The organism is Cupriavidus sp. HMR-1 (assembly GCF_000319775.1).
Taxonomy (GTDB): Bacteria; Pseudomonadota; Gammaproteobacteria; order Burkholderiales; family Burkholderiaceae; genus Cupriavidus; species Cupriavidus metallidurans.
The window spans coordinates 41786-61210 of sequence record NZ_ANKP01000261.1; the positions used below are offsets into that span (position 1 = coordinate 41786).

At 60.7% G+C, this 19425-nt stretch carries 16 protein-coding genes and 1 pseudogene; 10 read left to right on the top strand and 7 right to left on the bottom strand.

Translation table 11 applies throughout. The features are described 5' to 3' along the window. Positions 1–99: 99 nt before the first annotated feature. Positions 100–441: pseudogene (locus tag D769_RS28675) on the top strand (hypothetical protein); the annotation flags it as partial. 50 nt (positions 442–491) lie between these two features. Here D769_RS28675 and D769_RS31515 read toward each other — a convergent pair. Together D769_RS31515 and metE are read right to left on the bottom strand one after the other, a co-directional pair. Next, the gene (locus D769_RS31515) at positions 492–677 is read right to left on the bottom strand and encodes a hypothetical protein (protein ID WP_160172206.1); all 186 of its coding nucleotides are present in this window, start codon (positions 675–677) and stop codon (positions 492–494) included. 34 nt (positions 678–711) lie between these two features. Then, positions 712–3000, bottom strand: a complete 2289-nt coding sequence (gene metE, locus D769_RS28680) for a 5-methyltetrahydropteroyltriglutamate--homocysteine S-methyltransferase (RefSeq protein WP_008652014.1) — start codon at positions 2998–3000, stop codon at positions 712–714. 92 nt (positions 3001–3092) lie between these two features. Between metE and D769_RS28685 the strand changes: the two genes are divergently transcribed. Beyond that, positions 3093–3992, top strand: coding sequence for a LysR family transcriptional regulator (locus D769_RS28685; protein WP_008652016.1), 900 nt, complete (start codon positions 3093–3095; stop codon positions 3990–3992). 222 nt (positions 3993–4214) lie between these two features. Here the strand turns inward: D769_RS28685 and mmsB are convergent, their stop codons facing one another. Genes mmsB through D769_RS28705 form a run of 4 tightly spaced genes read right to left on the bottom strand, consistent with a single transcriptional unit; the run spans position 4215 to position 8962 of the window. Continuing rightward, the gene (gene mmsB / locus D769_RS28690) at positions 4215–5132 is read right to left on the bottom strand and encodes a 3-hydroxyisobutyrate dehydrogenase (RefSeq protein ID WP_008652017.1); all 918 of its coding nucleotides are present in this window, start codon (positions 5130–5132) and stop codon (positions 4215–4217) included. A gap of 16 nt (positions 5133–5148) precedes the next feature. Next, positions 5149–6273: an enoyl-CoA hydratase/isomerase family protein gene (locus D769_RS28695; protein WP_008652019.1), complete on the bottom strand. Its 1125-nt coding sequence runs from the start codon at positions 6271–6273 to the stop codon at positions 5149–5151. 8 nt (positions 6274–6281) lie between these two features. Then, positions 6282–7442: an acyl-CoA dehydrogenase family protein gene (locus D769_RS28700; RefSeq protein WP_008652021.1), complete on the bottom strand. Its 1161-nt coding sequence runs from the start codon at positions 7440–7442 to the stop codon at positions 6282–6284. Between the two features lie 14 nt (positions 7443–7456). After that, on the bottom strand, positions 7457–8962 hold the full coding sequence (locus tag D769_RS28705; RefSeq protein ID WP_008652023.1) for a CoA-acylating methylmalonate-semialdehyde dehydrogenase: 1506 nt from the start codon (positions 8960–8962) through the stop codon (positions 7457–7459). Between the two features lie 146 nt (positions 8963–9108). Between D769_RS28705 and D769_RS28710 the strand changes: the two genes are divergently transcribed. Beyond that, positions 9109–10560, top strand: a complete 1452-nt coding sequence (locus D769_RS28710) for a short-chain fatty acyl-CoA regulator family protein (protein WP_008652024.1) — start codon at positions 9109–9111, stop codon at positions 10558–10560. 409 nt (positions 10561–10969) lie between these two features. Here the strand turns inward: D769_RS28710 and D769_RS28715 are convergent, their stop codons facing one another. Beyond that, on the bottom strand, positions 10970–11290 hold the full coding sequence (locus D769_RS28715) for a hypothetical protein (protein WP_008652025.1): 321 nt from the start codon (positions 11288–11290) through the stop codon (positions 10970–10972). Between the two features lie 44 nt (positions 11291–11334). On the opposite strand from D769_RS28715, the gene msuE reads away from it, so the two are divergent. The 7 genes from msuE (at position 11335) to D769_RS28745 (ending at position 19422) form a co-directional block, all read left to right on the top strand. Beyond that, positions 11335–11916, top strand: a complete 582-nt coding sequence (gene msuE / locus D769_RS28720; protein ID WP_008652026.1) for an FMN reductase — start codon at positions 11335–11337, stop codon at positions 11914–11916. A 66-nt stretch (positions 11917–11982) separates the two neighbouring features. Beyond that, entirely contained in the window at positions 11983–12963 is a 981-nt protein-coding gene (locus tag D769_RS28725) for a DUF1852 domain-containing protein (protein ID WP_008652028.1), read from the top strand. Positions 12964–12992: 29 nt separating this feature from the next. Beyond that, on the top strand, positions 12993–14021 hold the full coding sequence (locus D769_RS28730; RefSeq protein ID WP_008652029.1) for a methionine synthase: 1029 nt from the start codon (positions 12993–12995) through the stop codon (positions 14019–14021). A 703-nt stretch (positions 14022–14724) separates the two neighbouring features. Beyond that, the gene (locus D769_RS28735) at positions 14725–15225 is read left to right on the top strand and encodes a hypothetical protein (RefSeq protein ID WP_008652030.1); all 501 of its coding nucleotides are present in this window, start codon (positions 14725–14727) and stop codon (positions 15223–15225) included. Positions 15226–15727: 502 nt separating this feature from the next. After that, positions 15728–15931, top strand: a complete 204-nt coding sequence (locus tag D769_RS32100) for a hypothetical protein (RefSeq protein ID WP_152415105.1) — start codon at positions 15728–15730, stop codon at positions 15929–15931. 141 nt (positions 15932–16072) lie between these two features. Continuing rightward, the gene (locus D769_RS32485) at positions 16073–16486 is read left to right on the top strand and encodes a hypothetical protein (RefSeq protein ID WP_187192369.1); all 414 of its coding nucleotides are present in this window, start codon (positions 16073–16075) and stop codon (positions 16484–16486) included. A 749-nt stretch (positions 16487–17235) separates the two neighbouring features. Beyond that, positions 17236–19422, top strand: coding sequence for a TonB-dependent receptor (locus D769_RS28745; protein WP_008652033.1), 2187 nt, complete (start codon positions 17236–17238; stop codon positions 19420–19422). The last annotated feature ends 3 nt before the right edge of the window (positions 19423–19425 follow it).

Sequence of the window (19425 nt, forward strand, 5' to 3'; positions counted from 1 at the left end):
CGGCGGTTCGGCGGTTCGGCCGTTCAGCCGGAGACGGCCAAATGCCCGCGAGGAGTCGCGGATTCAACTGGTCAACGCCTTCACCGATTCGAGAAGTTTCGCAACGGCAGCGCGGAACCTGCTCTCGTTGGCCCCTGGACAATGGGCAGAAACAAGGTCGATCCGAAGCCGCTGGTGAAGACCGCATCCGAGGTCGTCCGCCGGCACGAGCAGCAACTGCACGCGCGGCTCAACAAGCAAGTCTCGATCGAGATCGCCTCGCAGCTCGTGAACGTCAGGCTGGCGATCACGCCAGACGAATTCGAGCCATTCGGCACACTGACGGCCATTGATGCATTCGGGGACGTTCTCGCAAGCGTCAATGTACAACCGGACTTTCGTTTGACAACGGAAAGCGCTACAAGATGGGCGGGTGGCGGATTTGGTCAGATCCGGCATTGACGGGATAGCCAGCGTGGCCCAAAGCTGACCGGCCCCGGCTATCGTCCCCTTCAACGCTGGACTTGGGTCCGCCGCCCCACCTGCTCTGGCACCGTTCGCGCTACCGTGACCATATTCGACAGCGCAGCCTCCACCTCTGGCCAGGTACGGGTCTTGAGACCGCAATCCGGATTGACCCAGAGCCGCTTAATCGGCACGAACGCCGCAGCACGTCCTTCACCTGCCGAACGCGACACGATGCGGACTCGACGACGAAGAGCGCTTCCGGCGTTACTGGGCGCGCAGCGCCCTGGCAGCGGCAACCATGTTCGTCAGTGCCGGGATAACCTCCGCCCACTGGCGCGTCTTCAGGCCGCAGTCCGGGTTCACCCACAGTCGTTCGGCAGGCACGCGCGCTGCGGCCTTGCGCATCAGTTGCACGATGTGCTCCTGCGTCGGGATGTTCGGCGAGTGGATGTCGTACACGCCCGGGCCAATCTCGTTCGGATACTTGAAGTTGTCGAACGCGTCGAGCAGCTCCATATCTGAGCGCGACGTCTCGATCGTGATCACGTCGGCATCCATGTCGGCGATCGATGCGATGATGTCGTTGAACTCCGAATAGCACATGTGGGTGTGGATCTGCGTTTCGTCGCGCACGCCATTGGCCGTGACGCGGAACGATCCGACGGCCCAGTCCAGGTATTCCTTCCACTGCGCGCGACGCAGCGGCAGGCCTTCGCGCAGCGCGGCCTCGTCAATCTGGATCACATTGATGCCAGCACGCTCCAAGTCCAGCACTTCCTCGCGGATCGCCAGTGCGAGCTGGTAGCACGACACGGAACGCGGCTGATCGTCACGCACGAATGACCAGTTCAGGATCGTCACGGGGCCGGTCAGCATGCCCTTCATCGGCTTGCTGGTCAGCGATTGCGCGTACTTGATCCATTCGACGGTCATGGCCTTCGGACGGCTGATGTCGCCGAACAGAATAGGCGGCTTCACGCAGCGCGAGCCGTACGACTGCACCCAGCCAAACTGACTGAATGCGTAGCCTTCGAGCTGCTCGCCGAAGTACTCGACCATGTCGTTGCGCTCGGCTTCGCCGTGGACCAGCACGTCAAGACCCAGCGCTTCCTGCTCGCGTACGCTGCGGGCGATCTCCGCCTCCATGGCGGTCTTGTAGCCGGCTTCATCCAGTGCGCCGGCCTTGTACTGGCTGCGCGCGTGGCGGATCTCGGTCGTTTGCGGGAACGAGCCAATCGTCGTAGTCGGAAATACCGGCAGCTTCAGGTGCGCAGCTTGTTTCGGCGCGCGTTCGCTATAGACATTCTGACGCTGACCTAGCGCGGCGTTGATACCAGCCACGGCCGCCTTGACGGCGGGGTTGTTCACACGCGGCGAAGCGCGACGTGCGTCGACGGCGACCTTGTTGGCGGCCAGCTCGTCCTTGACGCTGTCCCGGCCGTTGCGCAAGGCGCCGGCCAGCACTTGCAGTTCGTCGAGCTTTTGCAGCGCAAACGCCAGCCACGACTTCACGTCGGCATCGAGCTTCTGCTCGCTACCCAGATCCACCGGAACGTGTAGCAGCGAGCACGACGGCGCCACCCACAGGCGTTGGCCAAGCTGCTTCGCCAGCGGCTCCAGCCAGTCCAACACGCGGCCCAGGTCGGTCTTCCAGATGTTACGGCCGTTGATAACGCCCAGCGAAACCACGCGGTCGGCTGGCAACTTCGCGATGAGCGCCTCGACTTCGGCACGTGCGTTGATGGCATCCAGGTGCACGCCGGCCACCGGCAGTTCGGCCACCAGTGGCAGGTTTTCCTGCAACTGGCCGAAGTACGTGGCCAGCAGCAGCTTGGCCGGCGACTTGGCCAGCGCCAGGTAAGCCGTACGGAAGGCGTCGCGCCAGGCGTTCGACAGCTCGGTCACCAGCACCGGCTCGTCGATTTGCACCCACTCCACGCCCTGCGCGGCCAGGGCGACCAGCAGTTCCACATAAGCGGGCAACAGGCGCGGCAGCAGCGCCAGCTTGTCGGAATCGTCCTTGGCCTTGCCAAGCGCCAGGTAGGTCACCGGGCCCACGATCACCGGCTTGGCGGTGACACCCAGTGCGCGCGCTTCGCCAAGCTGGTCCAGCAGGCGCGATGGGTCCAGCTTGAACTCGGTGCTGGCCGAGAATTCCGGGACGATGTAATGGTAGTTGGTGTCGAACCACTTGGTCATCTCGCCGGCGGCCACGCCACCGCAGCACGCTGCATGCTCTTCGGCCGACTTGGCCGAGCGGCCACGGGCCACGCGGAAGTAGTTGTCCAGCGCATCGCCATGGAAGCCTTGCACGCGCTCGGGCAGGTTGCCGAGCGTGAAGCTCATGTCCAGCACCTGGTCGTAGAAAGCAAAGTCGCCTACCGGCACCAGATCCAGACCTTTCTGACTATTCCAGTGTCGTTGACGCAACTCGGCGGCTAGCCGCTTCAGTTCGTCGCGCGATGTTTCACCCTTCCAGTAGGACTCCAGTGCGAATTTCAGTTCGCGCTTCGCGCCGATACGCGGAAAGCCGAGGTTGTGGATCGTGGTCATGGCGTCATCCGTATTCAAGTCGAAGCCGGATTGTAGGAACGGCATCACATGAAGTAAAATGATCGTTATTCAGAATTCAATGAATATCACTCATGCTTGAGCGCATTCATCTATCGATCCTCCGGGAAGTGGACCGCCAGGGTTCCCTGACTGCCGCCGCTTCCGTGCTCTGCCTGACGCAGTCGGCGCTTAGCCATGCCATGAAGAAGCTGGAACTGCAGCTTGGCACCGACATCTGGCTACGGGAGGGTCGTACGTTGCGGCTGACGCAGGCAGGGTCCTATCTGCTGGCGGTGGCGAACCGCGTGCTACCCCAGCTCGACCTGGCCGAAGAACGCGTCCGACAGTTCGCGCAGGGTGAACGTGGCACGCTGCGCATCGGCATGGAATGCCACCCGTGCTACCAGTGGCTGCTCAAGATCGTGTCGCCCTATCTGGCCAAATGGCCCGACGTGGATGTCGATGTGAAGCAAAAATTCCAGTTCGGCGGCATTGGCGCGTTGTTCGGGTATGAGATTGACATGCTCGTTACGCCCGACCCGCTCTACAAGCCGGGCCTGCATTTCGAGCCCGTGTTCGATTACGAGCAGGTGCTCGTCGTCGGCAAGGACCATCGCCTTGCTGGCCTGCCGTATGTGGATGCTGATGCACTGACCGATGAAGTGCTGATCACCTACCCGGTTGCAATCGATCGGCTCGATATCTACAACATGTTCCTGCAGCCGGCGGGCGTCACGCCCAAGCGCCACAAGACCATCGAGACGACCGACATCATGATGCAGATGGTGGCCAGCGGACGCGGCATTGCCGCACTGCCGCGCTGGCTAGTGGCCGAATACGCGCAGAAAATGGACGTCACGGCCGTTCGCCTGGGCGCCGACGGGGTCGCCAAACAGATCTTCCTGGGCGCACGCGAGGGCGACATCGACATCGACTACGTGAAGGCCTTTATTGAACTGGCCCGCCGCTCCGCGGACGTCGCCCCGAACTGAACCATCGCCATATCAGACACACACCAGCCAGTTCCCCTGCCCGACGGCCAGCGACGCCTACGACGAGATCCATGCCCTGGAGTCCAGCTAGGCCGACCTCTGGCGCTTCTATCTCTTTGTCCCCGAACAGGCACGTCAACACACGGCGTCGCTCGGACATCGCATGCTTGGCGTGCCAAGCGAGTTTTCGCGCTGAATGGCTCGCCCTGTCGTGCCGGCCTGTCAAGTTCCCTTGCCGGACGCAATCTCCGCTGTGAAGAGCTGGATCACGCTCGAAAAATCCAGGCCACCGCGTCCCGCGCGCTGATTCAGCGAGTACAGATTGCGCGCAAGCTCTCCAAGCGGCACAGTCGCGCCGGCCGACATCGCGGCGTCCACGGCGAGCCCCAGATCCTTCAGCATCAGGTCGTTGCCGAACCCGCCGCTGTAACCACGTGAAGATGGTGCATTGTCAAGTACGCCGGGCCAGGGATTGCAGACCTCGGTGGCCCAACTCCGCCCGGTGCTGACGGCGATCATCTGCGACAGCCTGGCCGGGTCCAGGCCCTGCGAGACGCCAAGTGCCAACGCTTCGCCGGTAACGGCCATGATCACGCCAAGCGCCATGTTGTTGCAGAGCTTGGCCACCTGGCCCGCGCCCGATTCGCCCATATGGAAGATGTTCTTGCCCATGGCATCGAGCGCCGGCCGGCCCTTTGCCAACGCCGCCTCGCTACCGCCCACGATGAACGTCAGCGTGCCGGCGGCCGCACCAGCCGTTCCGCCCGAAACCGGTGCGTCGATCATGTCGATGCCTCTCTCGCGCGCGGCATCCGCCACCCTGCGCGCCGACGCCGGCGCGATCGTGCTGCAGTCGATGATCAGCGCGCCCTGCGGCAGTTGCGTCAGCAGCCCCTCTGTGCCGAGAAAAAGCGACTCAACGTGGCGGCTGTTTGGCAGCATCGAGATCACGATCCCGGCACCGTCCACCGCCGCCCGGACAGTGTCGGTAGTGGCCACCCCTTCGCTGCGCACGCGCGCCAGCGCTTCCGTGCTCAGGTCGAAGGCGGTCACTGAGAAGCCGGCGCGATGCAAATTCAGCGCCATGGGGGCGCCCATGTTGCCCAGCCCGATGAATGCGATACGTGTGCTGCGGGTCATGTCGTTGTCTCCTGAATCAGCTCAGATCAGCCAGTGGATGCACGCCGCCATGGCGCGGCGCAAGGTGCGCGTCGACAAGCTCGGCCGTGACGGCATCCAGCGTGGCCGGCTGCCAGCGCGGTTGCTTGTCCTTGTCGATCAACAGGGCGCGGATGCCTTCCGGAAAGTCATGGTGCACACAACAGCCTATCGACGCCTGCCATTCCATGCGAAAGACCTCGGCCAAGGTCATGCGCCGCGCGCGTTGCTGCATGGCGAATGTCAGCGCAAGCGAGGTGGGCGACGCACCGGCGACCGCGCGGCCAGCCTTGGCCAGCCAGGGATCCGGGTCTTCGGCGAGGGCCCGCAGGCGCGTGACGATCTGCGCCAGATCGTCACCGTCAACCAGACCTGCAATCCGTGCTGCATGCTCGCGCAACGGCGACGGCGGCAATTCCTGACCGTCCCCGAGCATGGCAAGCAGCCCGTCGATACGGCTGGCATCGGCTTGCGCATCCCCGTGCCAGCATGCCTGCGCGATCGACTCCAGCAGCATGCCGCGTTGCCCGGCATGCACAGCGTGCGTGGCAAGGCCTACGTAGCGCGCATCGCCGGCATTCAGCAATGCCCCCGTCAGTCCCAGGAACATCCCAATATGGCCGGGCATCCTGGACAGCACCCAGCTACCACCGACATCGGGATAGAGGCCAATTCCAACCTCGGGCATCGCCATGCGCGAAGTCGGAGTCGCCACGCGGTGGGAGGCGCCGGCAAGCAGCCCAATGCCGCCTCCCATAACGATGCCCGTTGCCCAGCAGATCACTGGCTTCGGATAGCGGTGGATGCGATAGTCCATTCGGTATTCGCGGGCGAAGAACGCGGCCGCATCGGCGGGCACGTTGCCCGCCCCGGCGTTCTGCATCGACCGGTATAGCCCGACGATATCGCCACCGGCGCAGAAGGCCTTGTCGCCTGCCGCGTCGATGATGACGCCCACCACCTTCGGATCCACCGCCCAGCGCTCCAGTTGCGGATCGATGTGCTCGACCATGGCCATGGTCAGTGCGTTCAGGCTGTCCGGCGCATCGAGCGTGACGCGGCCGAACAGATGGCCACTTGCGGTCAACAGCGTGCCGATGCGCACCGGTACGTCGTGATGCATTTTTTCCGTCACCGGATCACCTCCGTCGCGTTGTCCTGAAGCAGGCGTCGGGCGACGATCACGCGCATGATCTCGTTCGTGCCTTCCAGTATCTGGTGCACGCGCGCGTCGCGCAGCAAGCGTTCCAGCGGATACTCGCGGATATAGCCATATCCGCCGTGGATCTGCAGCGCCTCGTTGCAGACATTGAAGCCGACGTCCGTGGCAAGCCGCTTCGCCATCGCGCAATACACCGATGCCTCGGCATCGCCCGCATCAAGCTTCGACGCGGCCAGACGCACGATCTGACGGGCCGCTACCAGTTCGGTGGCCATGTCTGCCAGCTTGAACTGCAGTACCTGAAAATCCGCCAGCGGCTTGCCGAACTGCTGTCGTTCATGCATGTACCGATGCGCGGCGCGCAGCGCGCCTTGTGCGGCGCCGATCGAGCAGGTGGCGATGTTGATGCGACCACCATCCAGCCCCTTCATGGCGATCTTGAAACCGCTGCCGATTTCGCCCAGCAGGTTGGCAGCCGGCACCCGCACGTTGTCGAAGCTGATGGTTCGGGTGGGCTGGCTGTTCCAGCCCATCTTCGCTTCCTTCTTGCCATAGTGAATACCAGGGCTGTCCGCCGGCACCAGCAATGCCGAGATGCCCGCTGCCCCGGAGCCACCCGTTCTGGCCATCAGCACCAATACGTCGGTTTCGCCCGCGCCCGAGATGAACGCCTTGCTGCCGTTGACGACGAGACCTTCCGCGTCCATGCGCGCGGTGGTCCGCAACGACGCCGCGTCCGAACCCGAGCCTGGCTCGGTCAGGCAGTACGACGCCAGCGCCTGGCCGCTGGCGAGCCTGGGGCCCCACTGCGAGGCAAGCTCCCGGGAACCAAACGTCGTCACCATCCACGTCGCCATGTTGTGGATCGTGATAAAGCCGGCAGTGGATGGACAGACGCTGGCCAGTTCCTCGAAGACAATCGTCGCATCGAGCCTGGACAGGCCGACCCCACCGTGCTCGACAGGCGTGTAGAGCCCGCAGAAGCCAAGCTCGCCAGACTTGCGGATCGTGTCGCGCGGAAAGTGCCGCATTTCGTCCCACTCGCCGGCGTAAGGTGCGAACTCCTGGTCCGCAAACTGACGCGCCGTGTGCTGGAAGGCGAGCTGGTCCTCGTTGAGATCGAAATCCATCGCTCGCTCCTGGCCTATTGCAGGCGGATCGTCGTGTTGACGCCGGTGGTCACGTCATCCTCGAACCAGCGCGACGTAATGGTCTTGGTCTGCGTGTAGAACAGCACCACCTGCTTGCCGTAGGGCCCGAGGTCGCCCAGCTTGGACGCGCGGGACCCGGTGAACGAGAACAGCGGCACCGGGACCGGAATCGGCACATTGACGCCCACTTGGCCCACATCGATCTCTTCCTCGAACTTGCGCGCCGCCGCGCCGGATTGCGTGAAGATCGCCACGCCATTGCCGTTGGGATTGGCGTTGACCAGCGCGATGGCGTCGTCTAGCGACTCGACACTTACCAAGGACAACACGGGACCAAACACTTCCTGGTCGTAGATCTCCATACCGGGGCGGACACCCGAAAAGATGGTCGGCGCGATGTAATTGCCCTCGGCCAGGCCGCCAGGAAGCTCCGGCATGCGTCCGTCGAGTTCCAGCGTCGCGCCTTCCGCCACCCCCTGGGCGATGAGCCCTTCGATACGCGCCTTGGCACTGCGGGAGATAACAGGCCCGACATCGGGATTGTTTTGCCCGGGGCCCACCTTGAGCGACCGGGCCTTGGCTGCCAGGTCCGGCAACCAGCGATTGGCCTCGCCGACCAGCACGACGACGGACACCGCCATGCAACGCTGCCCTGCCGCACCGAATGCGGCGCCAGCCAGCGCGTTGAGCGTCTGCTCCTTGTGAGCGTCGGGCAGCACGATGGCGTGGTTCTTCGCCCCCATCATGCATTGCACGCGTTTGCCCGCCAGCGATGCGCGCTCATACACATGTGTGCCAACCCTGGTCGAGCCAACGAACGAGATTGCCTTGATGTCCGGGTGATCGCAGATGGCGTTCACAACATCGGCGGCGCCATGCACGACGTTGAGCACCCCCTTCGGGATGCCCGCCTCCAGCGCCAGTTCCACCAGTTGCATCGTCACCATCGGGTCCTGCTCCGAGGGCTTGAGCACGAACGTATTGCCGCAGGCAATTGCCATGGGGAACATCCACAGCGGAATCATCGCCGGGAAATTGAACGGCGTGATGCCCGCACAGACACCCAGCGGTTGCAGGCGCGTGTAGGTGTCGACGCCCGCGGCCACGTTGTTGGCCAGTTCGCCCAGTTGCAGGTTGCCGATGGCGGCGGCATGCTCCACCACTTCCAGGCCGCGGAACACATCGCCCTCCGCGTCCGCCAGCGTCTTGCCTTGCTCGGCTGTGAGCGTGGCAGCCAGGGATTTCATATTGGCGCGAATCAGTTCCTGGTACTTCAGGAAGATGCGCGCGCGGGCGCCGATCGGCGTTTTCTTCCACGCGGGGAACGCTGCCTGCGCTGCTCCAACGGCAGCGGCTATTTCGTCCGCCGTGGCCATCGGCACACGAGCCAATACCTGCTGGTTTGCAGGATTCACAACGTCCCGCCATTCGGATGTCCGGGACTGGACGAACTCACCATTGATCAACAAGGGAATACGGGGAATGTCAGCGGCAGCCATAGCGTCTCCAAGGTCACTCGACATGATCGAAAATCTCAAGCAGAATCTACCCGCAACCTTCACAGATTCACACAAGTTACTGAAGTAAAAGAGAAAATCTGTGAATTGCTTCGCATCTCCTCGATCAAATTTGTGAAGATTGTGAAATGACGAAATCCCGGAAGATCTTTGTCGGCGCGCGCGTGCGAAGGCTCCGCGAACAGCGCGAGTGGAGCCAGATGGCGTTGGCCGGACGGCTATCGCTATCACTTAGCTATGTCAGCCAGATCGAGAACAACCAGCGCCCCGTGACCGCTGCGGTACTGCTCAAACTGGCCGAAGTGTTTGGCGGCGACGTCGCCCAGTTCTCGGAAGACAAGGATCAGCGGCAACTGGCGGAGCTGGATGCCGCGCTGAAGGACCGCACGGTCTGGTCAGGCGCCATCGGCCCCGCCGCTTTACAGCGCATGAGCGAGCACGCGCCGGATCTTGTCGACGCGTTCCTGAGCCTTTACGCCAGGCATGGCCGCTTGCAGGACGAATACGCCCAGACGGTCGATCGTTTCTATGGCGATCTCGATCCCGGCACGACATCCGAGGCGGTACGCCGCATGGGAGCACCGTTACCGCATGAGGAGGTCCGGGATCATTTCAACCGGCAGAACAACTATCTGGACGCCCTCGATGTATTGGCCGAGGATCTGGCGGGTTCGGCGGCCTTGGTACCAGGCGCACGCAGCGGGCCGCTGCAGCGCTTGCTGCGACAGGATTTCGGCGTCACCGTGGTGGAGCAGTCCGATGGCGAGGCCTGGCTGCGCCGCTTCGACCCCACCCGTAAGCGGATGACCATCCGGGCCGGGCTCAGCGACGCCCAGCAGGCGTTCCAGCTCGCCACCCAATACGCCCTGCTCAGGCATGGCGACATCATCGATACGGAAATCCGCCAGGCCGCGTTTGCGGATGCGTCCACGCAGGAACTGGTGCGCCAGGGGCTATCGCACTATTTCGCGGGCGCGATGCTGCTGCCATATGCCGACTTTCTCGATGCGGCACGACGGGTGCGCTATGACATCGAACTCCTGCAGCAACAGTTCCAGGTCAGCATCGAAACGGTTTGCCATCGGCTTTCCACGCTGCAGCGGCCCCATGCGCGCGGCGTACCGTTCTACTTTGTCCGGCTGGACCAGGCCGGCAATATCTCGAAGCGCCAGAGCGCGACCTCGTTCCACTTCGCCCGCCACGGCGGCGCATGTCCGCTCTGGCATGTCCACGAAGCGTTTGCCCAGCCCGGCCGCATCCTGACTCAGGTCGCCGAAATGCCGGACGGCATCCGCTACTTCGGCATCGCCAGGACGATCGAACGGGGCGGCGGCGGCTTTCGGGCCAGGCGCAAGCTTTTCGCCGTGGGTCTTGGATGCGAGCTCGCGCACGCACGCGAGCTCGTCTACGCCGATCACATCGACATCGATCATCCGTCGGACGTTGCACCGATTGGTCCCGGTTGCCGCGTCTGCCCCAGGCAGGATTGCGTGCAGCGCGCATTTCCGCCTGCGGGCAAATCCATCGTGATCGACAGCAACACGGAATCGCTGGTGTCCTATCGGTTTGCGAAGGATTGACCCGAAGCCGGCGCAGAATTCCGACGCCGCCGCCCCAAGAAAATCGATTCCGATCGGCGCGCTCTGCCGGAGCGTTAGTCAGGGTCCCCGCCAGACGCTTGCTAGTGGTACGCCATCCGAAGCGCCGGCCCGTTCTCCAGTGCGTCTGGATATAGCAGTGCAAGGCCAGTCTGCGCGCCGTCAGTTCCTGGTGTGTGCTGCGAGGCGTCAGGTCAGATTGCTTCAGGCGCAGGCTTCGACCTCCGAACAGCCTGAGGCTCACAGCCGAGTGGGTCAGGTTCTGCACACCGACGTGGGCTGTCAACGCCCTGCTTATTGACCAGCTGAGCGACGCCGATAGGGATATCGCTGAAGCACTCACATGATCCAAATTCATGGATATGTGAGTTTTAACCATTTTACTTCATGGTTATCTGTCGATAGCATCCGCTCCTATTGTTTGTTTGCATTCTCCCAGACCGAGTTGGTGCTGCAGCTCTACACCAGTGGTCGCGCGCGTGATGCGGTTGACGTTGGCGAGGGCTGGGCGGATGCCGACCAGGCTGTGCCCGAGCTGGCTCAGCGCATGAGACTGCCCGGTGGCCGACATGGCGCATGGACCGAGCGTATGCCATTGCAGCAGTTGGTTTGCACCGTCCTTAACGGGATGGCGGCAAACAGCGAGCAACGGCGGCGGCCCGCTGTGAATGCGCGCTCTCGGCTTGGTCAATGCGCTTGCATCGGTACGCATCGCGTCTCCCGGCACCGCGCAGATCCATCCATATGAAAACAAAGATGACACTTCCACTCCGCGTAGTAGCGGTCTCCGGTGGGCTGCAACGCCCCTCCAAGTCTGCGGCTCTGACAGAGCACCTGCTGGACCTGATCGCTGAAGAAGTCCCGTGCGAGCAACGGCTGGTCGAGTTGGGTCAACTCGCGCCGCAGCTTGCTGGCGCGGTCTGGCGCTCTCAAATGTCCGACACGGTGGAGCGAGAGCTTGCGGCGGTCGAGCAAGCCGACGTCCTGGTGGTGGCAACACCGGTCTTCCGCGGCTCTTACTCGGGCCTGTTCAAGCATTTCTTCGACTTCATTGATCAGGACGCCTTGATCGACAAGCCGGTCTTGTTGGCTGCCACCGGCGGCAGCGAGCGCCATGCCCTGATGATCGACCACCAGTTGCGGCCACTGTTCAGCTTCTTCCAGGCACGTACCTTGCCGTTGGGCGTCTACGCCACCGACAAGGATTTCGTCGACTACCGCCTGCAGAACGAGGCCCTTATCCAGCGGGCCAGACTCGCGGTCCAGCGGGCATTGCCGTTGGTCGAATTGACGCGCCAGACAAGATCCGCCAACGCCGAGGAAATGGTCGCGGCCTGAAACAAGGGCGTAACGGGCACGAAACAAATTCAAATATTCTCTCGGAAACCAGGGCATCAGATCGCTATGAGCAAAGATTTCACATTTGGCATCAAGAGTATTCGTTTCGATGAAGATTACCAACCATCTGACAATACGCGCATAACAACCAACTTTGCCAATCTGGCCCGAGGACAGAGTCGCCAAGAGAATCTGCGCAACACCCTGAGGATGATTGACAATCGCTTCAATAACCTGGCGCATTGGGATAATCCGACAGGTGATCGATATTCTGTCGAGCTCGAAATCGTTTCTGTGGAGATGAATATTGATGCCGCCGGCGGCGATGTATTTCCGTTGATCGAGATACTGAAAACAAACATCATCGACAAGCAAACCAACGAACGCATCGATGGTATTGCGGGAAATAACTTCTCCTCTTACGTGCGAGATTACGACTTCAGCGTTTTGCTGCCCGAGCACAATCATGACAAATCCACGTTTAGCATCCCGGACAACTTCGGTGATTTGCATGGAAAGCTATTCAAGCACTTTGTGAACTCAAGCGTTTACAAAAATCGCTTCGGTAAGCCGCCGGTTATCTGTATCAGCGCTTCCAGCAGCAAGATTTACCATCGAACTGAAAATCATCACCCCATACTGGGCGTCGAATATCAGCAGAGCGAATTATCCTCGACCGATCAATATTTCGAGAAGATGGGGATGCAGGTTCGCTTCTTTATGCCGCCGAACAGTGTTGCGCCTTTGGCTTTTTACTTCCTCGGCGATCTGCTCGGTGACTACACCAATCTTGAGCTTATCGGCACCATCAGCACGATGGAGACGTTTCAGAGAATTTACCGGCCGGAGATTTACAACGCCAATTCTGCAGCGGGAAAACTCTATCAGCCGAGCCTGAAGAACAAGGATTATTCCCTGACGCAGATTGTCTACGATCGGGTAGAACGTAGCGAACTAGCTGTCAAGCAGGGAAAATTTACGGAAGAACACTTCATCAAGCCGTACAGAAGAGTTCTTGAACAATGGGCTAACAATTACGCTCTCTGACCAACCAAAAAAATACGAGATCATCTGTTATGAAAAAGCTATTGCCTACCTCAACTGCTGGCAGCTTGCCCAAACCTTCCTGGCTTGCTCAACCTGAAAAGCTCTGGTCGCCCTGGAAGCTACAAGACGAGGAATTGGTCGAAGGCAAACAAGATGCGTTGCGTTTGTCGCTGCAAGAACAACAGCACGCGGGCATTGATATCGTTAGTGATGGCGAGCAAACGCGCCAGCATTTCGTCACCACGTTTATCGAGCACCTTAGCGGGGTCGATTTTGAGAAACGTGAGACCGTCAGAATTCGCGATCGCTATGACGCGAGTGTGCCGACCGTGGTTGGCGCTGTGAGCCGCCCGAGGCCTGTGTTTGTTGAAGACGCAAAGTTCCTGCGTCAGCAAACCAGGCAGCCCATCAAATGGGCCCTGCCGGGACCCATGACCATGATCGATACGCTCTACGATAGTCACTACAAGAGCCGCGAGAAGCTAGCCTGGGAATTCGCCAAGATCCTCAATCAGGAAGCCAAGGAGTTGGAGGCTGCCGGCGTCGACATCATCCAGTTTGATGAGCCGGCGTTCAACGTCTTCTTTGACGAGGTGAATGACTGGGGAATCGCCACCTTGGAGCGAGCAATCGAAGGCCTCAAGTGTGAAACGGCCGTGCATATTTGCTACGGCTACGGCATCAAGGCCAATACCGATTGGAAGCAGACGCTGGGGTCCGAGTGGCGCCAATATGAAGAATCTTTCCCCAAGCTGCAGAAGTCCAATATCGATATTGTCTCGCTGGAGTGCCACAACTCTCACGTTCCGATTGATCTGATCGAACTCATTCGTGGCAAGAAAGTGATGGTGGGAGCCATCGATGTCGCGACCAATACCATTGAAACGCCGGAAGAAGTAGCAAATACCCTACGGAAGGCGCTTCAATTTGTAGATGCAGACAAGCTGTATCCTTGCACTAACTGTGGCATGGCGCCCTTACCTCGTCGAGTAGCAAGAGGCAAACTGAATGCTCTCAGTGCAGGCGCAGATATCATCCGGGGAGAACTCTCGACCTAGTGCTGAGCTAAGTTCGTAAATGGTGCGGAGGTATTGAAGCTGTAGTTTGACGGCCGTGAATTGGGCTGCGGCCAGTCCAGTGGACACTGACCAATGCTTCATCGCGCGGAACTGACTCGTTCACAGTGAGTTCCGCCCCTCCCTCCACGACAATCCCATCGCCTGCGCCTGCTGATCTGGCTCAGTGGTCAGAGATCCCGACGTCGGTGCGCCAGTATCGTGCCATTTGCGCGATGGCTACAAAGGCGCTGACCACACGGCGCGACCGGTTCTTCCAGGGATGACTGAAGCTGCCGCCGTATGCCGAGCCCGTTCCTCAGAATAGCTGAACCTTGATCCCGTGTTTGCGCACAAAAGGGGATGCCGCCAGCTTCTGTTCTCACCAGGCGGGAAGCAACATACCTCCGTATGCGGCCTCATCTTGAGGCACCTTGCGATACCTCTCGTCGCTCCCGCCACAACTCTCAATGACCGAGAGGGGTCGCGGATTCAGCCGGTCAACGCCTTCACTACGCTACGGAATTCGGATTGAGAGCGAAGACAGCGCACTGATGTGCTGCCCGCCCTCCAAGGTAGTTGCTACACGATCTCTACCCCCCTTGCAGTCAATGCGTCATGCACTGTATATTTATACAGTATTTTGATTACGCACCCCGGCCCGCAACGACGAACCGGCTCCCCCAATTCCGTGACGACCATTTCCATGTCCCAAGACGACTCCGCCCTTTTGGACGACGACACTTCTCAAATCCATGAGCCCCGGCTTTGGCGAGATAAAGGCTGGACGGCGAAGGTGGTGAAGAACGAGGACGGCGAGGGGTGGGCCGTCGAGATGTTCCGCGACGGCAGCGCGGAACCTGCCCTCGTTGGCCCATGGACAATGGGCAGAAACAAGGTCGATCCGAAACCGCTCGACGCTACCGCGCACCAGACATTGGTGAAGACGGCATCCGAGGTCATCCGCCGGCACGAGCAGCAATTGCACGCGCAGCTCAACAAGCAAGTCTCCATCGAGATCGCCTCGCAGCTCGTGAATGTCAGGTTAGCGATCACGCCAGACGAATTCGAGCCATTCGGCACACTGACCGCCATTGATGCATTCGGGGACGTTCTCGCAAGCGTCAATGTGCAACCGGACTTTCGTTTGACGACGGAAAGCGCAACAAGATGGGCGGATGGCGGATTTGGTCAGATCCGGCATTGATGGGTAACCAGAGCCGCCCAAAGCCGACCGCCGGCCATTCGACGGCATTGCCGGCCACAGGCTGCGGATGCGCGTCCGTGAACTGCGAGGCAGGCGGGTAACGGACGGATGCCTGTAGTCAGGTCGATGACCGCCTGTTTAGGTGGCGGTCAGCTTCCGGGTATATCGGGTTTTGAAGGCCCCGCTCGAAATTAATTTGATGTTCAATCGGCGCGGGTGGCAGGACAAGAGACCAGAGTTGGACTCGTACCAACACAATGCAGACTTCAGGGAACGTGGCTACCTAGAGTTCAAGCAACCTGGGGAACCAATCACGGTTCGTGTGACATCGACCGCGGGATTGGATAGAGAATTTGATGCACTACCCGTAAATTCCCACAACGGAACGACCATGGGTCGTGCTCTGGTCCCCACCGAAAACTACAACTCCACCCACCGCTTGGTATGGCCACCAGAATCTGTGACAGTACCTGGAGGAGCATTACCTAGTGGAGTCTCGGACTTGACTATCTCGGTTGTCGACGTTGGCCAAACACTAGTCGGGGAGAGCATTACGGTGATCGTCGGCGCACCCGTCAAGTTGAAGCAGGTTGCACCGGGCTACGGCTGGCTTTGGTGGCTCCACTTCTGGCCGGTCTTTGCGACGCTTCTTGCCATTTACTGCTGCGTGCTGTGCTGGCGCAGCTATCTGGCGGCGCGCAAGTAGGACTTCTGGCTCTGCCCCGCCATTCAAATGTCCGATTTTGGTTATGGACCGGTCTCTGCCATAGGGTTGCCCAAGGGGTCAGACGGGTCGCTCAAAGCCAGTGGGGCTCGGACGTTAGGCATTCAGTGAGAGACGGTCGCAGTGGCGCTGATGAAGCGGCTCCGCGAGGAGAACGGCGATTATCGTTCCGGCACGCTACAACAGGTCTACCGCGCCGTGATCGTCGCAATGGTCGCCGTGTGGATGGTGAAGATGACCATTGACCAGATAGTCAATGTGATCGCCGTGTGGCACCGCTTCGTGCCCGCATCCGGGGCCGTGAACATGCCCGGGCTCGTGCCCCCCACAGTTGTGGTCCGGCGTGCATCGGTCGGGATTCATCGCACTCACTTCAAGTCGGTGCTCGTCGACATGGCCCGCATGTGGATGGTGCAGATGGCCGTCATGCAGAAAATCGACGTGCCCGTTGTGCCGGATTGCCGTATGGCCACAGTTCATGCCATGCCGGTGATGATGATGGGCATGGTGCGGCAGGTCGCAAGTGCTCATGCCTGACTCCCTTCCGATAAAAGGTTGCCGCGCGGTTCAGCGGCAACTGGCTTGCCTGCCAACCATAATAGACGAGCGAATGGCCTGCCATCCCGACGCCCTTGAGCCGCCGCCGAAGCCACACTCAAGACCTGCGTATCAGCATCGATCGATGGGCACTTGCGACGATGTGGAGCCTTGCTCACCTGTCTGGCGATCCAACTGACAAGCTGACAATTCTGGTCAATCCTGCGCAACACGGCCTCTCTACTGAGTGTTTGCTCGTCCGGCTTATCGATGGCAGACTTGCAACAAAGTTGCAAAGAACGTCTGGCTACCTGGCACCTTCGATTCGATCCTCTTCAACGCCCTCCATGCGGCAGCGCTGGTTATCGATCCTGCTGGTCCTGTTCCTGCTATTCGGGCAGTCGGCAGCGGTCGTCCATGCGGTCGGTCACTTGCAGGCTCACCACCAAACGAGCTCCTGTGCGGTACCTGTCGACATAGAGCAATGCGGACCTGCACACGACGTTTGCCCGACATGCCTTGCGCTTGCCGCCATTGCTGTCGCCATTCCCGTGATTGCCTGCTGGATGGTGGCCGCGTGCGAGCGCCGCTGGCACTTCCCTGCACGCTTCAGCCGCCATCTGGCGCTGGCATTTTCACCCCCTGCCCGTAGTCGCGGGCCACCTCTGCTGATCGGAATGTACCGCTAGTTCGCGCGGGCGAGGCGCTAGTCCCGCAGCCCGATCATTCCTGCCCTGCAAAGGTGTTCCATGACCCGTTTTCCGCTACGAGCCGTTGCGGCCGGCGTCACGTCGACGTTCGTCGTTGCCGCACAAGCCCAATCGGCAGAGTCCAATCCGCCAGCGTCACCATCCTCGCCTTCCGCAACGGAACAGCCTGCCACCAACGCAGGCGGCGATAAAACCCTGAACACGGTCGTTGTTTCCGCCAAGCGATTGGACGAGGCCCGCAACGCGCTCTCGCCGGAGACTGGCAGTTCCGTCTATCGCTTCGACAGCACCGATATCCAAACACTGCCGTTAGGCGAAAACACGCCCCTGAACCAGGTGCTGCTGCAGGCGCCTGGTGTCGTGCAGGATTCTTTCGGTCAGTTGCATGTACGCGGTGACCACTCCAATCTCCAGTACCGCATCAACGGCGTCATTGTTCCGGAGCCGATCAGCGGCTTCGGACAAATGCTCGACACGCGCTTTGCCGATGAAATCAAACTCATCACGGGAGCCCTGCCGGCACAGTATGGCTACCGTACCGCCGGCATCGTGGATATCACCACCAAGGGCGCGCCCACCGACGAAAACGGCGAACCAAAAGCCTTCGGTGGCGAAATCGGTACGGTGATCGGCAGCCATGCAGATCATGAGGTCAACGCCCAGATTCAAGGCACCAAGGGGCCATTCAGTTACTACCTGAGCGGCTCCTTCGTGGAGAACAATCTGGGCATCGAGAATCCGACCAGCAGCCCGAATGCTATCCACGACCACACCGACCAGAGCAAGGGCTTCGGCATGCTGTCCTATCTGCTCGATGCGGACAATCGGGTCAGCTTCCTGTTCGGCACGGCCAACAACCGCTTTGAGATTCCCAACCGCCCCGGATTGACACCCCAGTTCACGCTGGACGGCGTGACGCCTCCTGCCTCGGAAAACCTGAACGCCAACCAGCGCGAGAAAACCGACTTCCAGATCCTGTCGTACCAGAGCAAGGTGTCGGCGGCGCTGGATTACCAGGTCTCGCTGTTCCACCGCACCAGCCGCATCGACTACTCCCCGGATCCTGTCGGCGACCTTGTCTACAACGGCGTAGCCGCGGACATCACGCGGCGCAACGAGGCGTATGGCGTGCAGGCCGATGCCAGTTACGTACTGAACCCGCGGCACACACTTCGCACCGGGCTATTCGTGCAGCGCGAGAACTTCGGCGTGGACAATACCTCCACGGTATTCCCGGCCGATGCCAACGGTAACCAGACCAGCGGCGTGCCATTCACGATCGTGGATAACAGCAGTCTCTCGGGCACGACGCTTGGCTTCTACCTGCAAGACGAGTGGAAGGCCACGGACAAGCTGACCGTCAACTACGGCGCTCGCTATGACCACGTCAACACGGTAGTGAGCGAGCAGCAACTCAGCCCGCGGCTCGGGCTGACCTATGACGTGTCCAACACGACACGGGTCCATGCCGGCTACGCCCGGTACTTCACGCCGCCAGCCACGGAGAAGATCGATACCACCACGGTCACGAAGTTCATCGACACCACGAATGCACTCCCCTCCGACGCCAACACGGCCGTACGCTCAGAACGCTCCGACTATTTTGACCTCGGCGTTTCGCATCAGGCGACCCGCAATCTGACCGTGGGCCTGGATGCCTACTATCGGAAAGTGCGCCACCTCCAGGATGAGGGCCAGTTCGGCAATGCGTTGATCTTCTCCACGTTCAACTATGACCAGGGCAAGATCTACGGACTGGAGGGCACGGCAAATTATCATCAGGGCAACTTTGGCGCTTACCTGAATGTTGGCGTGTCGCGGGCGATGGGCAAGGGCATCGAGACCGGCCAGTTCAATTTCTCGCCGGAAGAACAGGCCTATATCGCCAACAACTGGGTCCACCTCGATCACGACCAGACTGTGGCGGCATCGATGGGCACCTCATATCTGTGGAAAGGCAACCTGCTGACCGCCGATGCCATCTACGGCAGTGGGCTGCGCAACGGCTTTGCCAATACCTCGCACCTGGCGGCCTACTTTCAGGTCAACGTCGGTATCGCGCACACCTTTGATCTGCCCGCCATCGGCAAGCTCAAGACCCGGTTTACCGTGGTCAACCTGTTCGATCGCTCCTATGAGTTACGAGACGGCACCGGTATCGGTGTCGGCGCACCGCAGTATGCCCCGCGCCGCAGCTTCTATCTGGCTGTGTCCAAACCGTTCTGAGTG